This is a genomic window from Streptomyces sp. NPDC001515 (genome assembly GCF_053597115.1).
Map to the genome: position 1 here is coordinate 714,400 of NZ_JBSFHN010000001.1, position 24,602 is coordinate 739,001.

Annotated in this window: 20 protein-coding genes; 6 read left to right on the forward strand and 14 right to left on the reverse strand. The window is 73.9% G+C overall.

The window, feature by feature from the left end:
* Positions 1-11: 11 nt before the first annotated feature.
* Together ACWCXC_RS03245 and ACWCXC_RS03250 are read right to left on the reverse strand one after the other, a co-directional pair.
* Positions 12-962 (reverse strand): NADP-dependent oxidoreductase, encoded by a 951-nt coding sequence (locus ACWCXC_RS03245; protein ID WP_450886405.1) that lies wholly within the window; start codon positions 960-962, stop codon positions 12-14.
* A gap of 92 nt (positions 963-1,054) precedes the next feature.
* Positions 1,055-1,984 (reverse strand): hypothetical protein, encoded by a 930-nt coding sequence (locus tag ACWCXC_RS03250; RefSeq protein WP_450681405.1) that lies wholly within the window; start codon positions 1,982-1,984, stop codon positions 1,055-1,057.
* 121 nt (positions 1,985-2,105) lie between these two features.
* On the opposite strand from ACWCXC_RS03250, the gene ACWCXC_RS03255 reads away from it, so the two are divergent.
* Positions 2,106-2,504 (forward strand): hypothetical protein, encoded by a 399-nt coding sequence (locus ACWCXC_RS03255; RefSeq protein ID WP_450886277.1) that lies wholly within the window; start codon positions 2,106-2,108, stop codon positions 2,502-2,504.
* Positions 2,505-2,589: 85 nt separating this feature from the next.
* On the opposite strand, the gene ACWCXC_RS03260 is transcribed toward ACWCXC_RS03255, so the two are convergent.
* The 4 genes from ACWCXC_RS03260 to ACWCXC_RS03275 all read right to left on the reverse strand — a co-directional run bounded on the left by ACWCXC_RS03260 (position 2,590) and on the right by ACWCXC_RS03275 (position 6,681).
* A complete protein-coding gene (locus ACWCXC_RS03260; protein WP_383632106.1) occupies positions 2,590-3,012 on the reverse strand; it encodes a universal stress protein in 423 nt (140 codons plus the stop codon).
* Between the two features lie 115 nt (positions 3,013-3,127).
* Entirely contained in the window at positions 3,128-3,781 is a 654-nt protein-coding gene (locus ACWCXC_RS03265; protein WP_450681407.1) for an FMN reductase, read from the reverse strand.
* A gap of 3 nt (positions 3,782-3,784) precedes the next feature.
* Positions 3,785-4,867 carry an LLM class flavin-dependent oxidoreductase gene (locus ACWCXC_RS03270; protein WP_450681408.1) on the reverse strand — a complete coding sequence of 361 codons (1,083 nt, stop codon included), beginning with the start codon at positions 4,865-4,867 and terminating at the stop codon, positions 3,785-3,787.
* A gap of 119 nt (positions 4,868-4,986) precedes the next feature.
* Positions 4,987-6,681 carry a SulP family inorganic anion transporter gene (locus tag ACWCXC_RS03275; RefSeq protein ID WP_450886280.1) on the reverse strand — a complete coding sequence of 565 codons (1,695 nt, stop codon included), beginning with the start codon at positions 6,679-6,681 and terminating at the stop codon, positions 4,987-4,989.
* A 152-nt stretch (positions 6,682-6,833) separates the two neighbouring features.
* Between ACWCXC_RS03275 and ACWCXC_RS03280 the strand changes: the two genes are divergently transcribed.
* Complete coding sequence (locus tag ACWCXC_RS03280; RefSeq protein ID WP_450886407.1) at positions 6,834-7,010, forward strand: DUF6126 family protein; 177 nt, start codon at positions 6,834-6,836, stop codon at positions 7,008-7,010.
* Positions 7,011-7,264: 254 nt separating this feature from the next.
* Complete coding sequence (trpS, locus tag ACWCXC_RS03285; RefSeq protein WP_450886282.1) at positions 7,265-8,302, forward strand: tryptophan--tRNA ligase; 1,038 nt, start codon at positions 7,265-7,267, stop codon at positions 8,300-8,302.
* On the opposite strand, the gene ACWCXC_RS03290 is transcribed toward trpS, so the two are convergent.
* From ACWCXC_RS03290 to ACWCXC_RS03310, 5 genes are all read right to left on the reverse strand, one after another.
* The gene (locus ACWCXC_RS03290; protein ID WP_450886284.1) at positions 8,299-8,949 is read right to left on the reverse strand and encodes an exonuclease domain-containing protein; all 651 of its coding nucleotides are present in this window, start codon (positions 8,947-8,949) and stop codon (positions 8,299-8,301) included. The genes trpS and ACWCXC_RS03290 overlap by 4 nt on opposite strands.
* 65 nt (positions 8,950-9,014) lie before the next feature.
* Positions 9,015-11,009, reverse strand: a complete 1,995-nt coding sequence (locus tag ACWCXC_RS03295; protein WP_450886286.1) for an NAD-binding protein — start codon at positions 11,007-11,009, stop codon at positions 9,015-9,017.
* A 29-nt stretch (positions 11,010-11,038) separates the two neighbouring features.
* Entirely contained in the window at positions 11,039-16,000 is a 4,962-nt protein-coding gene (locus tag ACWCXC_RS03300; RefSeq protein WP_450886288.1) for a DNA repair ATPase, read from the reverse strand.
* Between the two features lie 139 nt (positions 16,001-16,139).
* Positions 16,140-18,239: a flotillin family protein gene (locus ACWCXC_RS03305; protein ID WP_450886290.1), complete on the reverse strand. Its 2,100-nt coding sequence runs from the start codon at positions 18,237-18,239 to the stop codon at positions 16,140-16,142.
* 168 nt (positions 18,240-18,407) lie between these two features.
* A complete protein-coding gene (locus ACWCXC_RS03310) occupies positions 18,408-19,034 on the reverse strand; it encodes a hypothetical protein (protein ID WP_450681414.1) in 627 nt (208 codons plus the stop codon).
* Positions 19,035-19,344: 310 nt separating this feature from the next.
* On the opposite strand from ACWCXC_RS03310, the gene ACWCXC_RS03315 reads away from it, so the two are divergent.
* Positions 19,345-20,430, forward strand: a complete 1,086-nt coding sequence (locus ACWCXC_RS03315) for a PucR family transcriptional regulator (RefSeq protein WP_450681415.1) — start codon at positions 19,345-19,347, stop codon at positions 20,428-20,430.
* Positions 20,431-20,482: 52 nt separating this feature from the next.
* Here the strand turns inward: ACWCXC_RS03315 and ACWCXC_RS03320 are convergent, their stop codons facing one another.
* The gene (locus tag ACWCXC_RS03320; protein ID WP_450681416.1) at positions 20,483-21,016 is read right to left on the reverse strand and encodes a nitroreductase family deazaflavin-dependent oxidoreductase; all 534 of its coding nucleotides are present in this window, start codon (positions 21,014-21,016) and stop codon (positions 20,483-20,485) included.
* A gap of 147 nt (positions 21,017-21,163) precedes the next feature.
* Between ACWCXC_RS03320 and ACWCXC_RS03325 the strand changes: the two genes are divergently transcribed.
* Positions 21,164-21,826: a methyltransferase domain-containing protein gene (locus ACWCXC_RS03325; RefSeq protein ID WP_450681417.1), complete on the forward strand. Its 663-nt coding sequence runs from the start codon at positions 21,164-21,166 to the stop codon at positions 21,824-21,826.
* A 136-nt stretch (positions 21,827-21,962) separates the two neighbouring features.
* Entirely contained in the window at positions 21,963-22,520 is a 558-nt protein-coding gene (locus ACWCXC_RS03330) for a MarR family winged helix-turn-helix transcriptional regulator (RefSeq protein ID WP_450886293.1), read from the forward strand.
* 198 nt (positions 22,521-22,718) lie between these two features.
* On the opposite strand, the gene ACWCXC_RS03335 is transcribed toward ACWCXC_RS03330, so the two are convergent.
* Positions 22,719-24,029, reverse strand: a complete 1,311-nt coding sequence (locus ACWCXC_RS03335; RefSeq protein ID WP_450681419.1) for a cation:proton antiporter — start codon at positions 24,027-24,029, stop codon at positions 22,719-22,721.
* 2 nt (positions 24,030-24,031) lie between these two features.
* Positions 24,032-24,502, reverse strand: coding sequence for a cation:proton antiporter regulatory subunit (locus tag ACWCXC_RS03340; protein ID WP_450681420.1), 471 nt, complete (start codon positions 24,500-24,502; stop codon positions 24,032-24,034).
* Positions 24,503-24,602 lie beyond the last annotated feature (100 nt).

The window sequence follows — 24,602 nt, forward strand, 5'->3', positions numbered from 1 at the left end:
CTGTTCCGCGTTCAGCAGGTTCCATGGTCCCGCAGGACGAAGACGGTCTTGCCGCGTGCCCCGCCGCTGCGCCCCGGGTCCAGCACCCTCGGCGCCTCGGCCAGCGGGAGTGCGGCCTCGATGGGGACGCGCAGGACGCCCTCGGCGGCGCCGGCGGCGAGCACGTCGAGCAGGACCGGGGTGGGTTCGAGGCGGAAGTCGACGGGGCGGACCCCGCCACCGGGCCCCGCCCCGGCCGCGACCCCCCTGGTGGAGAGCGCGATGCCGCCGGGCCGGACCGTCGCGGCGTACGCGGCGAACGCGGCGGGCGTCGCGGAGGCCAGGTCGACCAGGGCGTCCACCCCGTCCGGACCGGCTTCCCGGATCGCCCCGGCGACCTCGCCCCGGGTGGTGTCGACCGTGACGGCGGCGCCCAGCGACCCCATCCTGGCCCGTTCCCTCCCGCGCACCACGGCGATCACCCGCACATCGCGGGCGCGGGCGAGCTGGGTGAGGCAGCTGCCGACGCCGCCCGCCGCGCCGACGACCAGCAGGCTCTCGTGGCCGCGCGGCCCCACCGCCTCCAGGATCTGCGCGGCGGCCATTCCGGCCGACGGCAGCGCGGCCGCGATCCGGGCGTCGAGCCCGCGCGGGACCAGGGAGATCGCCGATTCCTGGGGGACGCACACGTAGTCGCAGTAGGTCCCCGCGCCCGCCGCCGGTCCGCCGGCCCGGCCGAAGACGTGGTCGCCGACCCGGAAGCGGTTGTCCCCCGGGCCGATCATGTCCACCCGGCCCGCGTAGTCCACGCCGACCACCAGCGGGGGGCCGGGCGGCGGGCGCCGGCCGGAGAGCTCGCGGTCGGGCGGGTTGAGCGCGGCGTACTCGACGCGCACCCGCACCTCGCCCGGGGCCGGCTCGGGTTTGGGGAGTTCGACGAGGGCGGGACCGGCGCTGAGCGTGCTCACGGCGATGGCGCGCATGCGGAAGACCTCCCAGTCGCCCCCGGCAGTCACCTCCTCCACTGTTGCCCGGCCCGGTCCGCCGCGCACTTCGGCGCGGCGGACCGGCGGGTTCAGGCGCGGGGCGGTGCGGCCGGCGCCGCCGCCACCGGGGCCGCGGCCGGGGCGGAGGGCTTCGGCCCGTACCGGATCCGGGTCGCCACCGCGCAGACCGCGCAGGCCAGGCCCACGCCGAGGACGATCCACACCGTGGTGCGCAGCGAGCCGGTCAGCGCGTCGTAGACGGCCGCCGCCGCGTCCCGTTCGGTGCCGTTCACCTCCGCGAGGATCCGGTCGCGGGCCAGGGCGAGCGCCCCGCGCAGCACCAGCGCGCCGAGCGCGTAGCCGGTCCCGGCGACGGCGGTCGCGGCGAGCAGGGCGCGGACCCGGCCGCGCCGGTCCGGGCCGCCGCGCAGCCACGCCACCACGAGGCCGAGCAGCGTGAACAGCAGGGTGCCGACGGCCGGCCACACACTGGCGGCCCGCAGCCAGCGGAAGCTCTGGCGCAACTGGTCGGCGCGGTCGGCGGAGATGAGCCGGATGTCGGTGTGCTCGACGGGGATCTGGTCGGCGAAGGGGACCCCGTTGTCGACGAGGTTCTGTCTCACCTTCTCGGTGACGGGGGCCAGATCGATGGTGACGCTCTCGCCGGTCTGCCCGTCGAGCGCGGCCGTGACGGCTTCGTGGGCGGTGCGGTTGGCGGCGTTCCACGCGGCCTGGAACGCCTCGGTGGTGGTGAAGGACCCGACGGCTTGGTGGAGGAAGTCGCGGACGGGCTCCTGGAGCGGTCCCACGTCGATCTGCTTCATCGCCTCGTCGGTGATCAGATCCGCGACCGTGTCCCGCACATCGGGGTCGGAGGCGAGCGGCGCCACGGCGGCCACGTACCGGTCGGTGTCGTCGATCTCCAGATCGACCCAGGCGGAGAGCGCGCTCAGCGGCACCAGGACGGCGAGCAGCACCAGGAAGGCCGCCGAGAGCACCGCCGAGATGTAGGTCCGCACCCCACCAGGGAATCCCGGATGGCCGGGGCGTGCCGGGGGCCGTAGCCCATCCGAGTTGCCGGGGGACCCGGCCGGGTGTGCCCTGGAGGGAAAGCGGGGGCGACGGAAGGAGCTCTCAGCCATGGCCACACACGTTTCGGCGCCGGCGCGCGGAGCGCACGCGCGTCCCCGGCACCGGTCGACGCTCAGTTGGGCGGTGCCCGTCACCCTGGGCGTGATCCTCGGCTGGTACGCCACCTCGATCGTCCGGGGCGGCGGAGTGCTCACCGGTACGCAGCTCGCGCTCGGCCTGGTCTCCGGCGCCGTGCTCGCGGTGCTCAGCTTCGGGCTCGGCCGGGTGCAGCGGCGCCTGCCGCGCGAACTGAGCGCGGCCGCGTACGGTGCGCTGTTCGGCGGCTCGATCGGCTTCCTGTACAGCCTGTCCGGCAAGAGCGTGCTGTCGGCGTCGGTGCTCGGGCTGCTGACGGGGGCGGCGATGCTGCTGGCCTCGTACTACATGTTCTACACCCGGGAGGACTGAGCCCTCCCGGGGCAGCGTCCGCGCTTGTGGCCCGCGCCCCTGCGGGGGCGCGGGCCGGACGCGTGCCGGGGACCGGATGCCGGGATCAGTCGCGGACGACGGTCACCGGGCAGGGCGCGTGCTGGGTGACGTGCAGACTGACCGAGCCCAGCAGCGTGGCCTTGAAGCCGCTGTACCCGCGCGCGCCCACCACCAGCAGATTGGCGCCCTTCGCCCGGTCGAGGAGGGCCTGCGCCGGGTTGCCGATCACGATGACCTTGGTGACGGCGGCGGCGCCCTCGGCGCCGAGCGCCTCCTCCAGGGCCTCGTTCAGCGACACCGTGGCGACGGCCTGCGGGTCGAAGTCCTCCGGCATGCCCGGCATCATCGACGCCCAGCTCGTCGTCGGGTACTCCCAGCTGTTGACGGCCTCGACCGTGTCCCCGGTCAGCTCCGCCTGGCGCACGGCCCAGTGCAGCGCCTTGATCGACGACTCGGAGCCGTCCACGCCCACCACGATCCTGCCCATCTCTGCCTCCAGCTCGGTTGTGGCTCGCACCTGCGGGCGGGGTGCGGTCGCCCGCACCACGCGCCTTCCCGACTCACTGTAGTCAAAACGGACAAAACCACAGTGCTCGGGGTGATCAGGCCGGCCGGAGCGCGGCCAGCTGCTGTTCGAAGGGGACCACCTCGTCGTCCAGACCCAGGGTCTTGGACGCGCCGGAGACCGCCCGGCCGCCGGAGACGGCCTGCGCCAGCTCGCCGCCCGCGCGCCGGATGCGGGCCGGCAGGCCCTCGGTGTGGTCGTCGCCCGAGCCGCCCCAGTCCTCCGAGGCCGCGTAGACGGACGTCGGCAGGGTGACCGCCCGCAGATAGGCGAAGAGCGGGCGCATCGCGTGCTCCAGCACCAGCGAGTGGCGGGCCGTGCCGCCGGTCGCGGCGACGACCACCGGCTTGCCGGTCAGCGCGGTGTTCTCGACGAGGTCGAAGAACGACTTGAACAGTCCGCTGTACGAGGCGGTGAAGACCGGCGAGACCGCGATCAGCCCGTCGGCCCCGGTCACGGCCGCGATCGCCTCGGCCAGGGTCTCGGACGGGAACCCGCTGACCAGGTGGGACGCGATGTCGTGGGCCAGGTCGCGCAGCTCGATCACCCGGACCTCGACGGCCCGGTCCTGGTCGGCCTCCAGCCGTTCCCGGGTGGCGGCGGCCAGCCGGTCGGCCAGCAGCCGGGTCGAGGAGGGGTTGCTCAGCCCGGCCGAGACGGCGACGATCCTCAGCGGTTCGGTGGCGAACACGGTTCAGCTCTCCTTCGGGGTGGTGGCGACGGCCGGGTGGAGCGGGGCGGACTCGGGGACCCCGGCCGGCCGCAGGGCGGCGAACTCCTTGCGCAGCACCGGGACGACCTCCTCGCCCAGCAGGTCGAGCTGTTCCAGGACCGTCTTGAGCGGCAGCCCGGCGTGGTCCATCAGGAACAGCTGGCGCTGGTAGTCGCCCACGGCGTCCCGGAAGGACAGCGTCCGCTCGATGACCTCCTGCGGGGAGCCGACGGTCAGCGGGGTCTGCCGGGTGAAGTCCTCCATCGAGGGGCCGTGCCCGTAGACCGGGGCGTTGTCGAAGTAGGGACGGAACTCCCGGACCGCGTCCTGCGAGTTCTTGCGCATGAACACCTGGCCGCCGAGGCCGACGATCGCCTGCTCGGCCGTGCCGTGGCCGTAGTGCGCGTAGCGCTGCCGGTAGAGCTGGACCATCTTCTTCGTGTGCTCCATGGGCCAGAAGATGTTGTTGTGGAAGAAGCCGTCGCCGTAGTACGCGGCCTGTTCGGCGATCTCCGGGGAGCGGATCGAGCCGTGCCAGACGAACGGCGGGACGCCGTCCAGCGGGCGCGGGGTCGCTGTGAAGGACTGGAGCGGCGTGCGGAACTTGCCCTCCCAGTCGACGACGTCCTCGCGCCACAGCCGGTGCAGCAGGGCGTAGTTCTCGATGGCGAGCGGAATGCCCTGGCGGATGTCCTTGCCGAACCAGGGGTAGACCGGTCCGGTGTTGCCGCGGCCCATCATCAGATCGACGCGGCCGTCCGCGAGGTGCTGGAGCGTGGCGTAGTCCTCGGCGATCTTCACCGGATCATTGGTGGTGATCAGCGTCGTCGAGGTGGAGAGGATCAGGCGCTCGGTGCGGGCGGCGATGTAGCCGAGGGTGGTGGTCGGCGAGGAGGGGACGAACGGCGGGTTGTGGTGCTCGCCGGTCGCGAAGACGTCGAGCCCGACCTCCTCGGCCTTCTGCGCGATGGCCAGGGTCGCCTTGATCCGCTCGTTCTCGGTGGGGGTCCGCCCGGTCGTCGGGTCGGTGGTGACGTCTCCGACGGTGAAGATCCCGAACTGCATGGCGCCCGCCTCCTTGGTGCTCGCCGCTGTGGCCTAAACCCGGGACGACCGGATGATCGGCCCTTGTGGTTGAACATTGAACTATCTGAACACACCCTACAACGGAGCACCCCCGCTCCCTATTCCGCCGCCCCCGCCGCGCGCCGCTCCGCCACCCAGCGCTCGGCCCGCTCCACCGCCTCGTCCTGCGCCCCGAAGATCTCCCGCCGCGCCGGCACCACCCGGTCGTCGCCCAGCTCCGCCGCGAGCCCGGTGCGCCGCAGCACCGCCAGCAGCCGGGGCTGGACGCCCGCCAGGTAGAGCCGCCCGCCGTGCGCGTCCAGCTCCTGCGCGTACCGGCTCAGCAGCTTCACCACCGCCGAGGACGGCACCTCCGGGGCGGTGCGCAGCGCCAGGACGACCGCCGAACCGCGCGCCCGCGACACATCGGGCCACTGGGCGTCGATCCGGGGCGCCTCGGCGAACAGGCTCGCCCTGCCGTAGAAGAGGACCCGCACCTCGCCCGGCCCGATCCGGGCGGGCGGATCGGTGAACCGCCAGCTGCCGGGGCGGGGGCCGCGCTCCAGACCGCGCAGCCCGCTCTGCCGGGCCGCCTGTACGCAGTAGAGCAGCAGCGAGAGCAGCGCCCCGATCACGATCGCCTGCTGGAGGGGGAGCTGCGTGGTGGCGATGAACGTGACCACCATGGCCGCGGCCGGCAGCGGGGACGTACGGACCACCAGCAGGATGTCCTCGCGGCGGCCCCAGATCAGCTCGCAGCCGATCACGATGATCAGCCCGCCGATGACGGGCATCGGGATCCGCTCCGCCAGCGAGCCCAGCGTGAGCACCAGCAGCGCCAGCCACACCCCCGCGAAGATCCCCGTCCACCGGGTGCGGGCCCCGGCGCTCACGGCGACACCGGTCCGGGACATCGACCCCCCGGCGGGCAGCGCGCCGAAGAGGCCGCCGCCGAGATTGCCGAGGCCCTGGGCGACGAAGTCGCCGTTCACGGACGACTTCGAACCGTCGGGGTTGCGGACCGTCGGGCCGATCGAGGCCGCCTGGGCGAGCGCGACCAGCGCCACGGCGAAGGCCCCGGGCAGCAGCGTGCCGACCGCGGACAGGTCGGGGGCGGTGAAGTGCGGCAGCGAGGCCGGGATGCGCGCGATGTCCCGGGCCAGCTCCACATCGACGGAGAACAGCCCGACGCCGAGGCTGACGGCGACCAGCGCGATCAGGATCGCCACCGGTTCCAGCCGCCGCACCAGCCGGACCAGTGCCCAGACGGCGACCGTCACCAGGGCGGTCAGGGTGGTGGCCGCCTTCCAGTCGCCGACGTGCACGAGCCAGTCGCCCAACTGGGTGAGGCGGTTGTGGCCCCGGGGCTTGTAGCCGGTTGCGTCGTCCAGCGAGCCGGTGATGATCTGGAGGGCGATCCCCGTCGAGAACCCGGTCATCACGGCGTTGGAGACGAAGCTCATCACCGCGCCGAGCCGCAGCAGCCCCAGCACCACCATGACCAGCCCGGCGAGCACGGTGACGGTCGCGATGTTCCCCGCGTCCCCGGGGTCCAGCCCCGCCCCCGACAGCACGCTCTGCGAGGTCAGCGCGATGGCCGAGGTCAGGGTCGTGACCATCAGCACGGTACGGGCGAAGAACGAGCTGAGGATCGTGGGCACGACGCCCGCGTAGATGCCGCTGACCGGACTGAAACCGCCGATCGCCGCGTAGGCCATGCCCTCGGGGATGGAGAAAAGACCCGTGACCAGCCCGGCCGACACATCGGACGGTGTGGGCCGCCCCAGCCCCGGTTTCCTGCCCGCCTCGCTCATGGCACCCCAGTAGAACCCGGTCGGGTGAGCCCCGCACCTCGTCGCTCCGCCCGGCCCACGGCCCGCCGGTGCGTACCCTGGACGGGCGGAGGCCGTACGGTCCCGCCGGACGGAGGCGGACCATGAGCGGCACGGGAACGACGGGCGACGGCATCCCCCGCACCGCCGACGAGAGCCGTCCCACCGACGACAGCCGTGCCGCCGGTGGTACCGAACGCTGGAAGGAGCGCGGCGTCGCCCTGCGCGTCGGCGTCTACGTCTTCGCCACGCACCTGTTCGCCGGGTTCATCTGGATCCTCTTCTACGTGGGCGAGCACGCCAAGAAGTAGCGGTGGCGCCCCCGCGCCCGGGGGATGCCGCCCTCGAAATCGGCCGCGACGCCCCCGCTCCCGCCCCTATGCTGGGGCCATGACCTTCCTCCCCTGCCGTCGCTGGTGGCGCTCCTCATAGGAGCGGCCACCTCACGAGCACGGGACCAGGGCCGTTCGAAAGGACGGCCCTTCTTCTGTGTCCTCTTCCGGTACGGCTCCGAGCCGGAAGGGCCGTCCTCCCCGCATCCGCCACCGCGAGGAGAGACCTCATCATGACCACGACCCACGCCCCGGACACCGCCCCGCTCGACGCGCGCCTCCGGCGCGACCCCGCGCGCTTCCGGGTGATGACCGGGGACCGGCCCACCGGCGCGCTGCACCTCGGCCACTACTTCGGCACCCTCCACAACCGGGTGCGGCTCCAGGAACTCGGGGTGGAGGTGTTCGTCCTGATCGCCGACTACCAGGTACTCACCGACCGGGACACCGCCGAGCGGCTCACCGAGACCACGGAGGGCCTGCTGCTCGACTATCTCGCGGCCGGGATCGACCCGGACCGGTCGGTGGTCTTCCACCACAGCGCCGTCCCCGCGCTCAACCAGCTGATGCTGCCCTTCCTCAGCCTGGTCTCGGTCGCCGAACTCGGCCGCAACCCCACGGTCAAGGACGAGATCACCCACTCCCGGCAGGCATCCGTCAGCGGGCTGATGTACACCTATCCGGTTCACCAGGCGGCCGACATCCTTTTCTGCAAGGGCAATCTGGTGCCGGTCGGCCAGGACCAGCTGCCCCATCTGGAACTCACCCGCACGATCGCCCGCCGCTTCAACGAACGGTACGGACGGGTCTTCCCGGAACCCGAGGCGCTGCTCTCCGAGGCCCCGCTGCTGCTGGGCACCGACGGCACGAAGATGAGCAAGAGCCGGGGCAACTCCATCCCGCTCGGCGCCGACGCGGACGAGACCGCCCGGCTGATCAGAAGGGCGACCACGGACGCGGAACGGCACATCACCTACGACCCCGCGCGCCGCCCCGGGGTGTCCGGACTGCTCCAGCTCGCCGCCCTCTGCCTGGACCGGACCCCGCACGCGGTGGCCGAGGAGATCGGGAACGGCGGTGCGGCGGCGCTCAAACGGACCGTCACCGAGGCCGTCAACACCCGGCTCGCCCCGATGCGGGCCCGCCGCGCCGAACTCGCCGCCGACAGGGGGTACCTCCGCTCCGTCCTCAGGGCGGGCAACGCCCGTGCCGGCGCGCACGCGGAGGCCACGCTGAAGGAGGTGCGGGAGGCGATGGGCGGCCTGCTCTAGAGGACGGGCGGGGAGGGCTCCTCCGGGAAGGCCCCGGTCGGGAAGGTCCAGGCCGGGGACGTCTCCGCCGGGTCGGTCTCCGGCGGGGGCCAGGCGTCGCGGGCCGCCAGGTCCAGGACCAGGGCCGCGATGTTCCACGCGTCGTCCGCACCGCTGTGGTGGCGGCCCTCCAGGGGCAGGCCCGCGATGCGCAGCGCCTCGGCCATGCCGGGGCGCTTGCGCAGCCCGTGGGCGGCGGTGAAGGGGATCTTGGCGTTGGTGTGGCGGCGGCCGAACGGGTACGGGGTGCCGGTCGCGCGGCACTGGCGCTCGAACTGCTTGCGGTCGTAGTCGCCCCAGCTCGCCCAGGGCCGGACCCCGGCCCCGTGCTCGGCCGCCAGCACCCGGCACGCCTCGGCGAACGGGAGGCCGGTGGCCACCTCGGCCGGGGTGAGCCCGGTCAGCTCGGTGCAGAAGGCGCTGACGGAGGAGCGGGCGGGCCGGACCAGGACGCGGTGGCGGGCCAGCCGTTTCCCGGCCCGCAGGTCCACGACGGTCAGCCCGATCTCGATGATCTCGCTCACCGCACCGGGCGGCGGCTGCCCCTCCCAGCAGGTGGCCTCGATGTCCACGACGTTGAGTAGGCCGTGCCCCGGTCCACTGTCCATGGACGGCAGCGTAGGAGGCGGGACGCCGGCCGGGCATCCCGATTTCCGGGGCCCGGACCCCGCCGTCAGCGCCGGGTCAGTGAGGCGCGTCGGCGCAGCAGTTCCGCCAGACCGCGCCGGGTCGCCGCGATGACGACCCGGTCGGTGGGCTGGAGGACGTAGCCCGGGTGCAGGTTCCAGACGAGACCGCCCGGGGAGTCCTGGGCGGTGCCGGGTGGCGGCGGCGACAGATCGGGGCGGCGGTCGGCGGGCGGGGCCACGTCCAGGGCCAGCACCCGCCACGCCCCGGCGCGGAACGCCTGCTCCACCGTCCGGCCCTCCAGCTGCGGATGCCCCGCGACCTCGACCGCGGCGAACAGCATCACCTTGCGCTCCACCGGCACCGCGCCCAGGATCTGCCGGCCCATCATCGCCACGGCGAAGGAGGGCGCCGCCAGATGGGACACCGAGCGGGACCGGGTCAGCGCCTGCGGATGGGCGGTGCGCAGGGTGCGGTAGACGGCGGTGGCGAACTCGTCGTCGAACAGGCGCAGCGTCACCCGCAGATCCGGCTTGACCGAGCGCGCGTACAGCGCGGCCTCCAGATTGGTGGTGTCCACGCTGGTCAGGGCCAGCAGCGCCCGCGAGCGCTGGATCTTCGCCGCTTCCAGGACGCCCTCCTGGGTGACGTCCCCGATGACCACCGGCACGTGCAGCCGGCGCGCCACGGGGATGCCGCGCGCGCCCGGGTCGTCCTCCACGCACACCACGGGGATGCCCAGTTCGCGCAGCTGCACCAGGACCCTGGTGCCGATCTTGCCGAGCCCGAGCAGCACCACGTGCCCGGAGAGCCCGCGCGGCGGCCGGCGCAGCGCCGAGGCCGTCCGCAGCGAGCCGAACGCCTCCAGCACCCCGGCCACCAGCAGCGGGAGCAGCATCAGCCCGGCCACCCCGGAGAGCAGTTGGATGATCTGCCGGGCGGTGGGGTCGCCGATCGCCGGGTCGCCCATCGCGAACAGGTCGAGCAGGGTGAGGTAGGCGGCGTGCAGCGGATCGTCCCCGGTGGTGAACGTGGACGCCACGGCGAGGCCCAGCACGGCCGTGCCCACCCCCAGCGCGGACCAGCGCAGCCGGCGCGAGAACACCTGGCTCAGGGGCGCGCCCCGGCCCCGCATCCGGCGCCGTCCGGTGGATGCCCCGGCCTGGCTGACCGCTTCCAGGACGATCGTCCCGCGTCCGGTGGCGGCGGCCACCTGCGCCTGGTCCGGCAGCAGTTGGGGCCCCTCGTCGCCGCTGCTGTCCGAGCCTTCGGAGCCGGCCGGGTCGTGGGTGGTGGAGGAGAGCAGTGCCAGCGTGCAGAGCCCGGGGTCGGCGACCTGGCCGCCGGGCGGCGGGGTGCGCTCGGCGGCCCTCAGCAGCAGCCCCTCTGCCTGGATGACCTTGCTGGAACCGGCGAGCGCGGTCGCCGCCAGGGCGGGCGCGGCGGTGTCCGCGTCGGACAGGACGGTGGTGGAGGCGTCCAGAGCGGTCTGGTCGATCCCGGGGGAGGCGACGGCGGCGGCCTGGTCGAGGAGGTTCTCCAGATGCTGGCCGAGCTTGCGGTTGTAGAGCCGGATCACCAGCCGGACGCGGGGGTTGAGCCGGCGGGCGGTGAGCGCGGCCCGGATGTTGCGCTCGTCGTCGTCGTAGACCAGGGCCAGCGCGGCGGCCGAGTCGACCCCGGCCTCCTCGAAGACCTCGTCGGACGGCTCCGCGGCCTGGAGGACCCTGACCGCCTCCACCCCGGCGTTGGTGTCGTCGTCCCCGTTCCCGCCGCCGTTGCCGAGGCCGCCGGTGCGGCTCATCGCGGACGACATCCGGCCGAACAGCGCGGCGGCCCGGCCGCGTCCGGTCAGCGGCAGCTCCGGCCGGGCCGTCCGGCCGGGCTCCGGCGGCACGACCAGCGTGACCCGCTCCCCGTAGACGTACCGCAGCTCGACCGCGAGGCGCTGGGCGAGCGCGTCGTCGCCGCAGACGACCATGTGGCCGGAGAACGAGGAACGTTGGGGCTGCTGCGGAAGTGGAGGCACGTGTCCCAGCATGCCCTGATCCTTTCGCGTGGCGGGTGGGGTCAGTGGACTGCGGGTGTCGGGGGCGCCGGGGGCGCCGGGGGCGCCGGGGCCGTCGGGTGCGTGAGCGGCCTGCGCGGGTCGGCGGCCCGGCCGATGGCGCTCTCCACGGCCGCGATCCGGTCCGCGAGGAGGCCGAGTGCGGCCACCGCCCGGGTCATCGGATCGCCCTCGGGCCCGCCGAGCGCCTGGGTGCGGACGTACGAGGCGGTGACGGCGGCCCAGCGTGCGGCCTGTGCGGCATCGAGCGTGCCGCGCAGCGCGGCCAGTTTCAGCAGTGCCGCCTCGGTGCCGGAGGTGAGCGTCTGGGCCTCGCCCGCGTAGTGGTCCTCGATCACGGCGTTCAGTTCCGCGTCGTTCATCACGGGCATGATCCGCTCGGCGATCCGGTTCATGTTGCGGTACGAACCCTGGAGCCGGAACGGCGGTTCGGTGCGGGTGGCGTCGGTCCGGGCGGCCGAGGCGATGTACGCGGCGTTGACCGTGAGCACCGTGTCCCGGGCCGTCAGCAGATGGCGCAGCACGGCGGTGATCCGCTCCACCTCGGCCGGAGTGCAGGGGTGTTCGAGGCGGTCGGCGCGGGCGGCCGGATCGCCCGAGGCCAGCCGCAGCAGCAGCGCGAGGTCGGCGCGCGGGCGCCCGGCGAGCGGGGCCAGGACCGGGTTGGCGGTCAGGGCGTTCTCGACGAAGCTCAGCGCGAAGACGTCCTCGCGTCCGCTCAGCACGTCGCCGAGGTTCCAGACGTCGGCCCGGTTGGCCAGCATGTCGGGGACCTGGAAGCGCGCGCCCGACTCGGTGTACGGATTGCCCGCCATGCAGACCGCGAAGCGCTTGCCCCGCAGGTCGTAGGTGCGCGGTTCGCCGTTGCCGACGCCCTCGATCCGGCGGGTGGCGTCGCACAGCGGGATGAACTTCTGGAGCAGTTCCGGCGAGGTGTGCTGGATGTCGTCCAGGTAGAGCAGGGTGTTGTTGCCCGCCTCCAGCGCGAAGTTGATCTTCTCGACCTCCTGGCGCGCGGTGGCGCTGCCCGCCCGCGCCGGGTCGAGCGAGGTCACGTCGTGTCCCAGGTTCGGACCGCTGACCCGGACCAGGACGAGGCCCAGCCGGTCGGCGACGTACTCCATGAGCGTCGTCTTGCCGTAGCCGGGCGGTGAGACGAGCAGCAGCAGCCCCTGCGAGTCCGTGCGCCGGCCGGCGTCGGCGGTGCCGAGCTGCTTGGCGAGGCTGTCGCCGATCAGCGGGAGGTACACCTCGTCGAGGAGCTGGTTGCGGACGAACGCCGACATCACGCGCGGCCGGTGGTCCTCCAGCCGCAGCCGGGCGCGCTCGGCGTCCACCAGGGCGGTGCGCCGCCGCTGGTAGGCGCGGAAGCCGGGGACGGTCTCGGCGCGGAACCGTTCGGTGCGGGCCAGCAGTTCGTCGATGCGCACGGTCAGCGTGCCGCGGTCGATACGCGGATGGACCCCGAGCAGCCCGTCCACGCGCGCGGTCAGCCGCGCGTCGCTCTCGTAGCGGGCGAGCACCGGCTCGGGGCACAGCTCGACGGCCACCGCCTCCGCGAGCAGACCCGCGTCGGGCTCGCCGCCGCTCGACGCGGCGTACGCGCCGAGCCACCCCTCCACCAGTTGGCGGCGGGCCGGCAGATCGTCCGCGAGCGCGGCCAGGTCCTCGTCGTACGCCGGGGTCCCGGTCGTCCGGCGGAACGTGTCCAGGAAGGCGCGGACCCCGGCCGCCGTGACGAAGCCCTCCGGACCGCCGGTCAGCTCCTCGAAGAGGTACGCGGCCACGGCCCCCGGCTCCGCGGCGGTGCCGGCCCGCGTCGCGTCCTCCGCGATCGCCGCCGCCCACTCCTCCCGGAGCGCGTCCACCGCCCCCGACAGCCCGAACGTCTCCCGGGCACGGGCCAGCGAGCGGGCCCGGCGGGTCCACGAGACGCGCCGCGCCTCGTCGGTCCCGTACGCCCAGAAGAGCTGGGCGGCGGCGCGGACGGCGGGCGGGCAGCGCAGCAGGCCCGCCCCGGGGTACAGCTCCAGCAGGGCGGTCAGGATCGCGGTCGCGTCCTCGTCGTGGACCCCGCGCTGGTACCCCTCGTCGTACGCGGCGGCGGCCGACTCCCGCACCAGCGCGGCCAGCTCGTCCTCCGCCAGCGCGGCCAGCCGGTCCGCGCCGTGCTCCGCGAGCAGCCGGGCGGCCAGGTGCTCGCCCCGGTAGACGTCCGGCGACTCCGAGGGCAGCGTCTGCTGCCAGTACGGCCGGGTGGCGGCGAACTCCGGGTCGGTGACGGGCATCCGGTAGTCGGTGCCGGTCACGGCGAACGCGAGCCCGTCGCCCTGCGGCACCAGCGTCAGCTCGAACGGCTGGGTATTGACCGCGAAGCGGTGCCGGCCCAGCCGGATGGTCGCCCCGCCGTCCGCGTACAGCTCGCCCCGGTCGCGCAGCGCGCGCACCGCCTCCTGACGGGCGGCCAGCAGCTGCCCGTCCAGTTCCTCGGCCCGTACGGTGTCGCCGAGTTCGCGCAGTTCGCCCGATGTGCGGCGGACCTTGGCGACCATCGGGTCGGAGGCGAAGTAGGTGTGGACGGCGTCCGCGTCGGCCAGCGCCACGCTGCGGCGCGCGATGGTCTCCAGGACCCGGTGCGCCGAACCGGCCAGGCGTTCGGTGCGGCGGGCCAGCTCGTCCGCGAGGGTCTGGCGACGGGCCGAGAACACCTCGTACACCTCGGTGCGGCGCTCGGCCAGCTCGGCCAGGAAGTCATCGAACTCAGCGAACCGCGCCTCCAGGTTCTCCAGCTGGAGCAGCAGCCGGGCGAGCTGGTCCGCGCAGGCGTCCGGGGTGTCCGAGGCGGCCAGCGCGGCCGTGACGGCCTGCCCCAGCAGCGCGGACTCGGCGGCGAACCCGGCCCGGCCCTCCCGGTCCAGCAGCTCCCCGCGGCGGTGGTCGAGCATGGCGCGGGCGCGGTTGACACCGCCCAGCACCTCCGCGATCCGCTCCAGGATCGAGGTGCGGACGACGCCGTCGCCGATGTCGAGACCGGCGACCACCTCGGTCACCGTGCCCAGGCCGTCCGTCATCGCCGCCAGCCGCTCGCCGAGCGCGGCGGCGTCGGTGACGGTGGCGAGACCGGCGGCCTCCTCGGTGAGCCGGGCGACGTCCTCGTGGTAGCCGCTGAAGGCGTCGGGGCCCGACAGGAACGCCACCGCACGCCGGCCCGCCGCCTCGATGTCCTCCGCCGTGCTCGCGGTGAGCCCGGCGATCCGCTCGGTGTCGGCGTACCGCATCTCCGAGAGCGTCGCCAGGTGGCCGTAGGCGCCGCGCAGATCGGTCAGCCGGCCGACCCACTCGGCGGCCGTGCGCGGGGCCTCGCCGCGCACCGTGCGCACCAGTGCGGTGATCCGCTCGGCCGTCTCCTCGACGGCCTCGGCGGCCCGCCGGGTCTCCTCCTGCACGGAGGCGAACTCGGCCAGCACCTGGCGAGCGGTCCCGCTCAGTTCGGCCAGCGGCTCGCCCAGCGCGCCGAGCGCCTCGTCGTCGAGCCAGTGGTAGCGGTCGGTGGCCCGGGAGCAGTCCGCGACCAGCCGTTCGTAGACCGCGACGGTCGGGGTGGTCGCGGCGGCCCCGTGCGCGAGCGCCAGGCAGTCCGAGATCCCGCGCACCAGGTCCGCGTTGCCGATGCGGGCCAGCGGGCCCGCCCCGGCCGGGCGGGAGGCGGCATGGGTGTCGGAGACGAACGGCGTCCGCCAGCGCTGTACCGGATGCACCCGGGCCGCACCGCCGTCCGCGCCCTCCACCGGCTCCCGCAGCAGCACCAGCGTGCCGTCGTCGAGCAGACCGTGGCCCCGGCCCTGGAGCGGGGTCGCGACCTCCTGGCGGATCAGGTTGTACGGAAGCAGCAGGGCGCGGCCGTCCTCCCGCGAGCGGAAGGCGTACAGGACGTCCTCGCCGTTGGGGGAGCGCACGGCCCCCTCGAAGACGGGGTCGGTGAGCGGGCGCGCGATGTCGAAGGTCTTCGCGGTCCCGGAGGTCAGGTAGTAGCCGCCGGGGAAGATCAGGCCCTGGTCCTCGGGGAGCCGGTGGCAGGCCGGGCCGATGCCGTCGAGCCGGACGACCGTGCCCAGCAGGGAGTTGAAGACGAAATGGCGGCGCGTCTCCTCCTTGTAGGGGCGGATCCGCAGCAGCACCAGCGGGCCCAGCTCCGCGTACTCGACCTCGGCGTCGGCCAGGGACTGGAGCGGTTCCGCGACCGGCTCCCGGTAGATCCCGTCGGGGGTCTCGGTGTCGTTGACGGTCTTGACGGTGAGGTGGCCGTTCAGCGTGTCGACGAACAGCCGGGGCTCCCCGCCGATGGCGATGTGCGGATGCCGCCCCGCCACATGGGCCTCCCGGCCCGCCGTGATCCAGGTGACGTCGTGCTGCGGCGGGAACACGTGGTCGCGCTCGCCCCGGGCGTCCAGGAACGCGCCCGGCGAGCCGTCCGCGGTCAGGGCCCAGCGCAGCACCCGGATGTCCTCGGCGCTCTCGCCGGTGCGGAAGACGGCCAGCAGCCGGCCCTCGGTCCGGCGCAGCCGCAGCAGCCGCGCGTCGCGGAAGTACCGGTGCAGCCCGTGGAACTCGCGGACGAACGCCTCGTCCGTGAGCGGGCCCCCGGTGCCGGGCGCGAGATCCGCCCCGTACAGGGCGAGCACCTCGTCGACGGCCGGCTCCCCGCGCTGCCCCGGGCCCCGCTCGAAACCGAAGAGCAGCCGGCCGCCGACGGCGACGAGATCGCGGGGGACCGAGGGCCGCTCGGTGCGGATCTGTTCGCTCCCGAGCAGGCGTAGCCCGGTCGAGCCGAACTCCTCGGTCCGGCGGGCGTTGAGCGCCTCGGCCCGGCGCACCAGCTCTGCGGCCTGGGCGCCGAGCCGCCGCCTGAGCACGTCGTAGGCCCCGGCCTCCGGCCCGGCGGGGGGCGGGGTCACGGTGTTCATGCGGGTCTCCTCACGGGGGCGTCGAGCGAGCGGGGCGCCCGGTGGCGGGTCCGGCCGGGTGGGGCCGGGCCCGGGGGCCGTGACCGTTTCACGTGAAACAGTCACGGTCGTGGGGGTGCGTACCGGTACGAGCGCGGGGCTACGCGACCGGCGCGCCGTTGCGGGAGGGCGGCACCAGCTCCGTGACGGGAACGTCGGCGAGCCCCAGCGAGCGTGCGTGGTCCAGCAGTTGACGGACCTGGTCCGCGCCGACGCCCGCACCCGGCGACTGCATCATCCGCATGAGCAGGGACGACACCGTGAGGTTCCGTACATCCCCCGAGGTCACCGAGGAGAGCACCCGGGTCAGGTCGTCCGTGAAGGACGCGCTGCCGTCCAGCCACGGTCCGGCCAGCGTCTTCGCCGTCTCGGAGTTCGCGACGAAACCGTCCAGGCTCTTGCCCATCGAGATGGACGAGACCAGCCGGTCGAAGAAGACCGACTCTCCGCCGACGATGTCGATGTCGGCGTTCTCCAGTCCGGTGGCCAGGACCGTCGCCTGGGCCTCGGCGACCTGCCGCTGGACCTCCAGGCCGGCGAGCCGGATCTCCTTCTCGGCGGCCAGCCGCAGGCGGTACTCCTCGTGCACCCGCGAGGCGTCGTCCAGCGCCGCCATCGCGGCCGCCTTCTCCGTCAGCCCCGCCGCCTCGGCCTTCAGCTTCTCGCCGATCATCGCCGCGTCGGCTGCCGCCTGCGCCTGGGTGCCCTCGGCCGTGGCGAGCGCCTTGAGCCTGGCCCCCTCCGCCTCGGCCCGCAGCCGTGCGGACGCGGCCTCGGCCTCGGCGAGACCGGTCTTCTCGATGACCTCGGCCGCCGCGTCGCGCACCTGCACGTCCGCGAGTCCGGGCGCCGCCGTCTCGGCCCGGATGCCCTCGGCCAGCCGCAGCTTCGCCTGCGCGTCCAGGTCCGCGGTCTTCAGCCGGGCCTCGGCGAGCGTCAACTGCTCGGCGGCCCGGTGGGTCGCCGCGGCCTCGGCGGCCTCGGCCGCCTTGATGTCCTTGACCAACTGCTCCTGGGCCTCCGCCTCGGCGGCGATGATGACCGACTTGCGGGTGCGCTCCGACTCCTCGACGGACCGCAGCGTCTTGATGGACTCCTCCTGCTCGGCGACCGTGCGGTCCACCGCGATGCGCTCGCGGATCACATCGGCGACCTCGCGGCGCTCCGCCTCGACCTCCTTCGTCGCGGCGATCCGGTTCAGCTCGGTCTCCCGCTCACGGCTGATGACCTCGATCAGCCGGTCCTTCTCGATGCGCTCGTTCTCCACCGCGATGACCCGCTCGCGGTTCTTCTGCGCGACGGCGATCTCCCGGGCCTGGTTCTCCCGCTGGATGCCGAGCTGCTCCTCGGTCCTGATGAACGCGGCCTGGGCCCCCAGGCGCTCCTCCTCCTGGACCCGGGCGGTCACGGCCTCCTCGCGGGCCCGCAGCGTCTCGACCTCGCGGCGCTGCTTGATCTCGGCCTCGGCCTGCCGGCGCTCCAGCTCCAGGATCGTCTCGCGGGCGTCCACGTCCTGGCGGGTGATCTCCTTCTGCTCGGTGCGCTGGAACTCGTTGGTCCGCACGTGCTCGATGGCCGTCAGCTCGGTGATCTTCCGGATGCCCTGGGCGTCGAGGATGTTGGCGCCGTCGAGCTGGGCCATCGGCGTCTGCTCCAGGAAGTCGATCGCGGCGTCGTCGAGGTGGTAGCCGTTCAGGTCGGTGCCGATGACCCGGATGATCCGGTCCCGGAACTCCTCGCGCTTGGTGTAGAGGTCGACGAAGTCCAGCTGCTTGCCGACCGTCTTCAGCGCCTCGGAGAACTTCGCGGCGAAGAACTCCTGGATGGCGACCTTGTCGCTGGCCCGCTCGGTGCCGATGGCCTGCGCGACCTTGATGACGTCCTCGACGGTCTTGTTGACCCGGACGAAGAACGTGATGTGGATGTCCGCGCGGATGTTGTCCTGGCAGATCAGCCCCTCGCGCCCGGTGCGGCGGATCTCGATCGTCTTGACCGAGATGTCCATCGACTCGGCCTTGTGCAGCACCGGCAGGACGACGGCGCCCGTGAAGGTCACGTCGACCTTCTTCGTCTTGGAGATGATCAGCGCCTTGCCCTGTTCCACCTTCCGGAAGAGCCGGGTGATGATCAGGAGCAGGGCGATCGCGATGAGCAGGACCACGGCGACGAGCAGGCCGAGGCCCAAGGAGATGGCTTCCATGTCAGTCCTTGGCGGCTGGGTGGTGCGGAACGGAAGAAGTCGAAGGGGCCGGCGCGGGGCCCGGACGGGCGTCCGGGGGCAGGCCGGACCGGCGCCGGGCGGGCCCGGACGGCGGACGGTGCGGTGGGCGGGCGCTCCGGAGGGACGGAGCGGTGGACGGCTGCCGGGTTACGGAGCCGCCGTCGGCGGGCCCGGGTCGAGCGCGCGGTCGTACGGCGAGACCCAGAAGAACTCGCCCTCCTCGTCGTACGCGTAGAGCAGCCCGGGGCTGCCCGACGTGAACTCGGCGTCGGCCGGCCGCAGCTGGCGCACCTGGACGATCGCGGTCGAGCCGTCGGCCGCGGCGACCTCGGCCTGGCCGAAGTCCGTGCCCACGGAGCCCGTGCGGATCGTGCAGACCCGGCCCAGGAAGTCCTGGCGTGAGGGAGGAGGCTGATCCGGGAAGAAGCGCCGGAAGTGGCGGACGAGCAGGCGCACCACGGCCCAGGAGACCAGCAGCGCCCCGGCGAGGACCGCGCAGGCGAGGGCCGCGCGCAGGGTGCCGACGGCGTCGCTGCGGTGCAGCAGCACGGCACCGGTCAGCGAGATGAACCAGCCGACCGCGACCATGACGGAGACCGACAGCGTGACCGGCACCCCGCCGATCCCGGCGGCGTGGGTGTCCAGATCGGTGTCGAAGGAGTGGTGGTCGGCGGCGCCGACGAGGACGAGCAGCCAGAAGGCGATGACGACGACCAGCGCCGCGGAGAAGAGGACGGTCGGGAAGGACAGTGCCGCGTCCAGGAATTCCCGCATCGTTTCCGCCCCCTGCCGATCCGCCGGCGGTTCGGGCCGGCCCTGTCCGGGGTGCGGCGGTGACCCCGGTGCCGCGACGCCGCTGTGCGCGGCCCCGCGGCGACCGGGTCTTCCCCCGTATCCCCCGTGTGCACCCCCGTGTTTCCCCCGTGGTCCCCCGGTCGGTGCTGAAGAGATCGTGTCATCCGGGGTCCGCGAACCGCATTGCCGGATTCCGGCAGTGTTGCTCCCCGTCGGCATGCCGGGCACCGGCACTCACCCGTATGGGTTGTGCAAATATCTACGCGACACAGGAAGTGGAGGCGGGTACGTGGCGGAACCGGAGATTCCCGACCATTTCCTGGAGGGCTACGCCCGGATTCTGGCCGACGTGGCCGAGTCCGGCCGCCGGCTCACGCGCGAGGAGCTGGAGACCCGTCGCTCGCTGGGCCGGCAGGCCGCCGAGGCCGGGCACCAGCTGCGCGCGCTGGTCCGGATGCACCTCGCCGAGACCCGCAGCGCCTGGCCGGCCGCCGCCCCCGGCGCCACCCCGGCCGCCGCCACGGCGGCCACCGAGAGCGTGCTGGCCGCCGTGGAACAGGCCGTCGACGCCTTCGCCGAGGGGTTCGAGCGGGCCCAGCGGCTGACCGTCCGCCGGGAGGAGGCGGCCCGCCGGGAGTTCATCGACGACCTGCTGTACGGGCGCAGCGATCTGGGCCGGCTCGCCGAGCGCGCCACCCGGTTCGGGCTGCGGCTCTCCCGGGCGCACGCCGTCGCGGTGGCGACCGGCCCGGAGGCGTACACCGAGACGGACGCCGTGCCCCGGCAGGTGGAGTCGGCGCTGCTGACCCGCTTCAGCGGGCGCAAGATCCTGCTGACGACCAAGGACGGGCGGCTCATCTGCATCGCGCCCGGCAGCCAGCCCGACGTCCTGCGCTACTTCGCCAAGCAGGCCCACGCCGCGACGGACGGCGGCCGGGTGGCCGTGGGCCGGGCGCACCGCGGCCCCGGCGGCGTGGTCCAGTCGTACGACGAGGCCCTGGAGGCGCTGGAACTGGCCGAGCGGATGGGCCTGGACGACCCCGTCCTGTTCTCCGCCGATCTGCTCGTCTACCCCGTGCTGACCCGCGACCGCCAGGCGATGGCCGATCTGGTGCGCAGCGAACTGGGCCCGCTCCAGGAGGCGCGGGGCGGTGCCGAGCCGCTGCTGAAGACACTGGCGGTGTACTTCGACTCGGGCTGTGTGGCGGCCGAGACGGCCCGGCGGCTGGCGCTGAGCGTGCGCGCCCTCACCTACCGGCTGGAGCGGATACACCAGCTGACCGGTTCGGACCCCTCCGATCCGATGCACCGCTACACCCTCCAGACGGCGGTGATCGGGGCCCGGCTGCTGGACTGGCCCGCCAAGGAGATCTGAGCGCCCGCCACCGGTGGGGCCGTCCGCTGCCGGGTTCCGGCAGCGGACACCCTCACCGCCGAGGCCCGCCCGGGGTGCGGGCGCTCTCCTCCAGCCGGACGAAGGGGATCGCGCGGCCCACCCGGCGGTAGTCCTCCGTACCGCCGTCGACGGTGAACCCCATGAAGGCGCTGAGCTTCCGCGCGGCGCGGGGGTGGCGCGGAGCGTAGCGGGCCATCAGCTCGCCGCCCTCCTCGGGCTCCAGGAACCGGGCCGTCACCGCGTGGAAGGCGCGCCCCACCTGCACGGTTGCCTGCGGCGTTCCGCGCAGATTGCGGTACCAGTCGGCGCCGGGCCCGAATCCCGACGCCACCGTCCAGCTGCGCCGCCCGTCGGCGGCGGCGGCGGACTCCACGACCTCGATCACCGTGCGGCGGTTCAGCCCCGAACTGCGCCCGGTGTGCACCAGGAGCAGCAGCCGCCCCCGGAACAGGGGGCCGAGCCCCGCCCGGAACATATGGACGGGCAGCCGGGCGAGGGTGCGCCGCCAGCCGGTGGGCAGGGGCGGCCGGTGCGGTTCGGGCGCGGGCGCGGATTCAGAGGTCACCGTGCAAACGTTGCACAGTCCAAAGATGGTGTCATGGTGAAGGGGGGCGGATTCGGTACCGGTTCGACACCGTTTCGGACTCGATCCGTCCGCTCCGTTCCGACTGCAGCCGTCCGCACGCCCGTACCGGCCGCTACCCTCGCGGGCATGCCCGAGTCCGCCGCCCTCACCGCCACCCGCCAGGCGTACGACGCCGCCGCGCCCACCTACGCCCGGCTGTTCCGCGACCAGTTGCGCGACCGCCCGCTGGACCGGGCCATGCTCGGCGTCCTCGCCGAGGCCGTCCGGGAGACCGAGGGGGCGGGCGGACCCGGCCGGGTCGCGGACCTGGGCTGCGGGCCGGGCGACGTCACGGCGTACCTGGCCGGGCTCGGCCTCGACGTGTGCGGGGTCGACGCCTCGGCCGAGATGATCGCGACCGCCCGGCGCACCCATCCGGAGCTGCGGTTCACCACCGGGTCGATGGCCGGTCTCGACCTCGCCGACGGCTCGCTGGCCGGGGTGCTCTCGCGGTGGTCCGTCATCCACACCCCGCCTCGGGAGCTGCCGGCGATCCTCGCGGAGTTCCACCGGGTGCTGGCCCCCGGCGGGCATCTGCTGATCGGTTTCTGGGCCACCGACGACGCCGCGACCCCGACGGAGGTCTTCGACCACGCGGTGGCCCCGGCCTACCGCTGGTGGCCCGACCGGCTGGCGGAGCTGCTGCGGGCGGCCGGACTGACCGAGGTGGCCCGCGCGGTGCGCGCACCGCAGCCCGCCGACCGCCGGCAGTTCCGGGAGACCCACCTGCTTGCCCGCAGGGGGGACTGAGCCTGCCGGGACTGAGCCCGCAGAAACTGAGCCCGCAGGGACTGAGCCTGCCGGGCCCCACCCCCCCCCGGGACGTCCTCCGGTTCCGGTCCGGGGAACGATTCGAGTACGCCGTCCCCGCACGGTACAAAGAGGCATGGCCGCGCACGAACAGTCCGCCGAGGAACGCCCGTCCGCTCCGGACGACCCCGACGCCCCGGGGCGGGACGACGTGGACGCGGTGACGGGCGCGGTGCTCACCGCCTCGCGGCTGCTGGTCGCGGTCTCCGCGCGCTCGCTGGCCGCCGTCGAGGACCGGGTCACGCTGCCCCAGTTCCGGCTGCTCGTCGTCCTCGCCACCCACGGCGAGGCCAAGCTCGTCGCGCTGGCCGAACGGCTCGGCGTGAACCCGTCCACCGCGATGCGCATGGTGGACCGGCTGATCGCGGCCGGTCTGGTGGAACGCCAGATCAATCCGGCCAACCGGCGCGAGACCGCCCTCCGGGTGACCCCGGAGGGGGCCAGGCTGGTGGCGGACGTGACCTCCGCCCGCCGCCGGGAGATCGCGGCCGTCGTCGCCCGCCTCGCCCCCGGGCAGCGCACCGCGCTGATCGACGCCCTCACCGCCTTCAGCGCGGCGGGCGGCGAACCGGCCGCGCCCGTGGGCGGCGCGGACGCGTATCCGCTGGGCTGGGCCCCGGACCTCCCGGCCTGACCGATCCGGGCAGGGGCGTGCCCCCGGCCTGGTCGATTCCGGGCGGGCCGGGGCCACGCGGCCCGGAGCGACGTGGCCCCGGCCTGACCGGAGCCGGTCGGGACGTGCCCCCGGACCGGTCGTGCCCCCGGCCTGACCGGAGCCGGGCGGGTCGGGGCCACGCAGCCCGGAGCGACGCGGCCCCGGCGCGCGAGTGTGTCAGGAACCGTCCTTCGACCCGGCCAGCTCCTGCTCCTGCTCCTGGTCCGCCGTCGCGGCGGGAGCCGGAACGGCTGCGTCCGCACCTGACGACGGAACCTGAGCGGCCGAGTCCGGGGCCTGCGCATCCGGCCCCGCGGCCGGCGCGGACGCCGTGCCGCGCCGCTTCTGGATCATCTCCACGACCGGCTGCGTCCAGCGCGCGGTGAGCGGGCCGACGATGACCAGGATCAGCACGTACGCGGTGGCGATGGGCCCGATACGGGGCTCGGTCGCCACGGCCAGACCGGCGATGACGATGGAGAACTCGCCCCGGGCGACGAGCGTGCCGCCGGCCCGCCAGCGCCCGCGCGATCCGATCCCGGCCCGCCGGGCCGCGTACCAACCGGTGCCGATCTTGGTGAAGACGGTGACGACGGCCAGCAGCGCGGCCGGCAGCAGCACCGGCGGGATCTCGGCCGGATTGGTGGAGAGCCCGAAGAACACGAAGAAGACGGCGGCGAACAGGTCCCGCAGTGGGGTCAGCAGCTTGCGCGCGCCCTCGGCGACCTCGCCGGAGAGCGCGATGCCGACGAGGAACGCGCCGACGGCGGCCGAGACCTGGAGCTGCTGGGCGACCCCGGCGACCAGGACGGTCAGTCCGAGGACCACGAGGAGCAGCATCTCCGGATTGTCGGAGGAGACCGCGCGGCTGATCAGCCGGCCGTGCCGCAGCGCCAGATAGAGGACGAGGCCGACCGTGCCGAGCGCCACGAGGAGCGCGAGGCTGCCGCCCGCCAGGCCGACGCCCGCGAGCATCGCGGTGAGGAGCGGCAGATAGACGGCCATCGACAGGTCCTCGATGACCAGCACCCCGAGGATGACGGGCGTCTCCCGGTTGCCGAGGCGGCCCAGGTCCGCGAGGACCTTGGCGATGACGCCGGAGGAGGAGATCCAGGTGACCCCGGCCAGTGCCACCGCGCCCACCGGGCCCCAGCCCAGCAGCAGGGCGGCGACCGCGCCCGGGGTCGCGTTGAGCACGAAGTCCACGGCGCCCGACGGGTACTGCGTCTTCAGACTGGTGACCAGTTCGGAGGCGCTGTATTCGAGGCCGAGGAGCAGGAGCAGGAGGATGACGCCGATCTCGGCGCCCACGGCGGTGAACTCCTCGCTGGCCCCGAGGGGCAGCAGGCCGCCCTCGCCGAAGGCGAGGCCGGCCAGCAGGTAGAGCGGAATGGGGGAGAGGCCGATCCGGCCGGCGAACCGTCCGATGATGCCCAGCCCCAGGATGACGGAGCCGAGCTCCACCAGCAGTGCGGTCGTGTCGTGCACGGTCAGCCCTCCGCGATGATCTCGGCGAGGGTGTCCACACCCTCGCGCGTACCGACGGCGACGAGTGTGTCCCCGATGGCGAGCCGGAAGTCCGGCCCGGGAGACGGATGCGCGCTGTGGGTGCGCAGCACCGCCACGATCGACGCCCCGGTACGGGTGCGCGCCCGGGTCTCCCCGAGCAGCCGGCCGCCGTACGGGGACCGCGTCCCGAGCGGGATGTGCTCGGTGACCAGGTCGATGCCCTCGGTCCGTACGGCGTCGATCGGCGCCGCGTCGATGAGGTGGGCGAGCCCGGTCGCCTCCTGTGGGGTCAGGGGGACGGAGAGGCGGCACGAATCAGGGTCGTCCTGATCGTAGAAGCCGATGAACCGCCGCCCGTCGTGGTGGACGACCACGGAGATGTGCTGCCCCGACTCGGTGGTGTAGTCGTACTGGACGCCGACTCCGGGCAGCGTGGTGCGGTGGGTTCCCATGGCTTCCTCCCGAGGGGCGCGCGGTACGCCTGATGTTCTTGGCCGTCTCTTTAGATCCGCATTACCTTATCCGGAGGGTTCCGCCGGTCAGCGGGCCGGG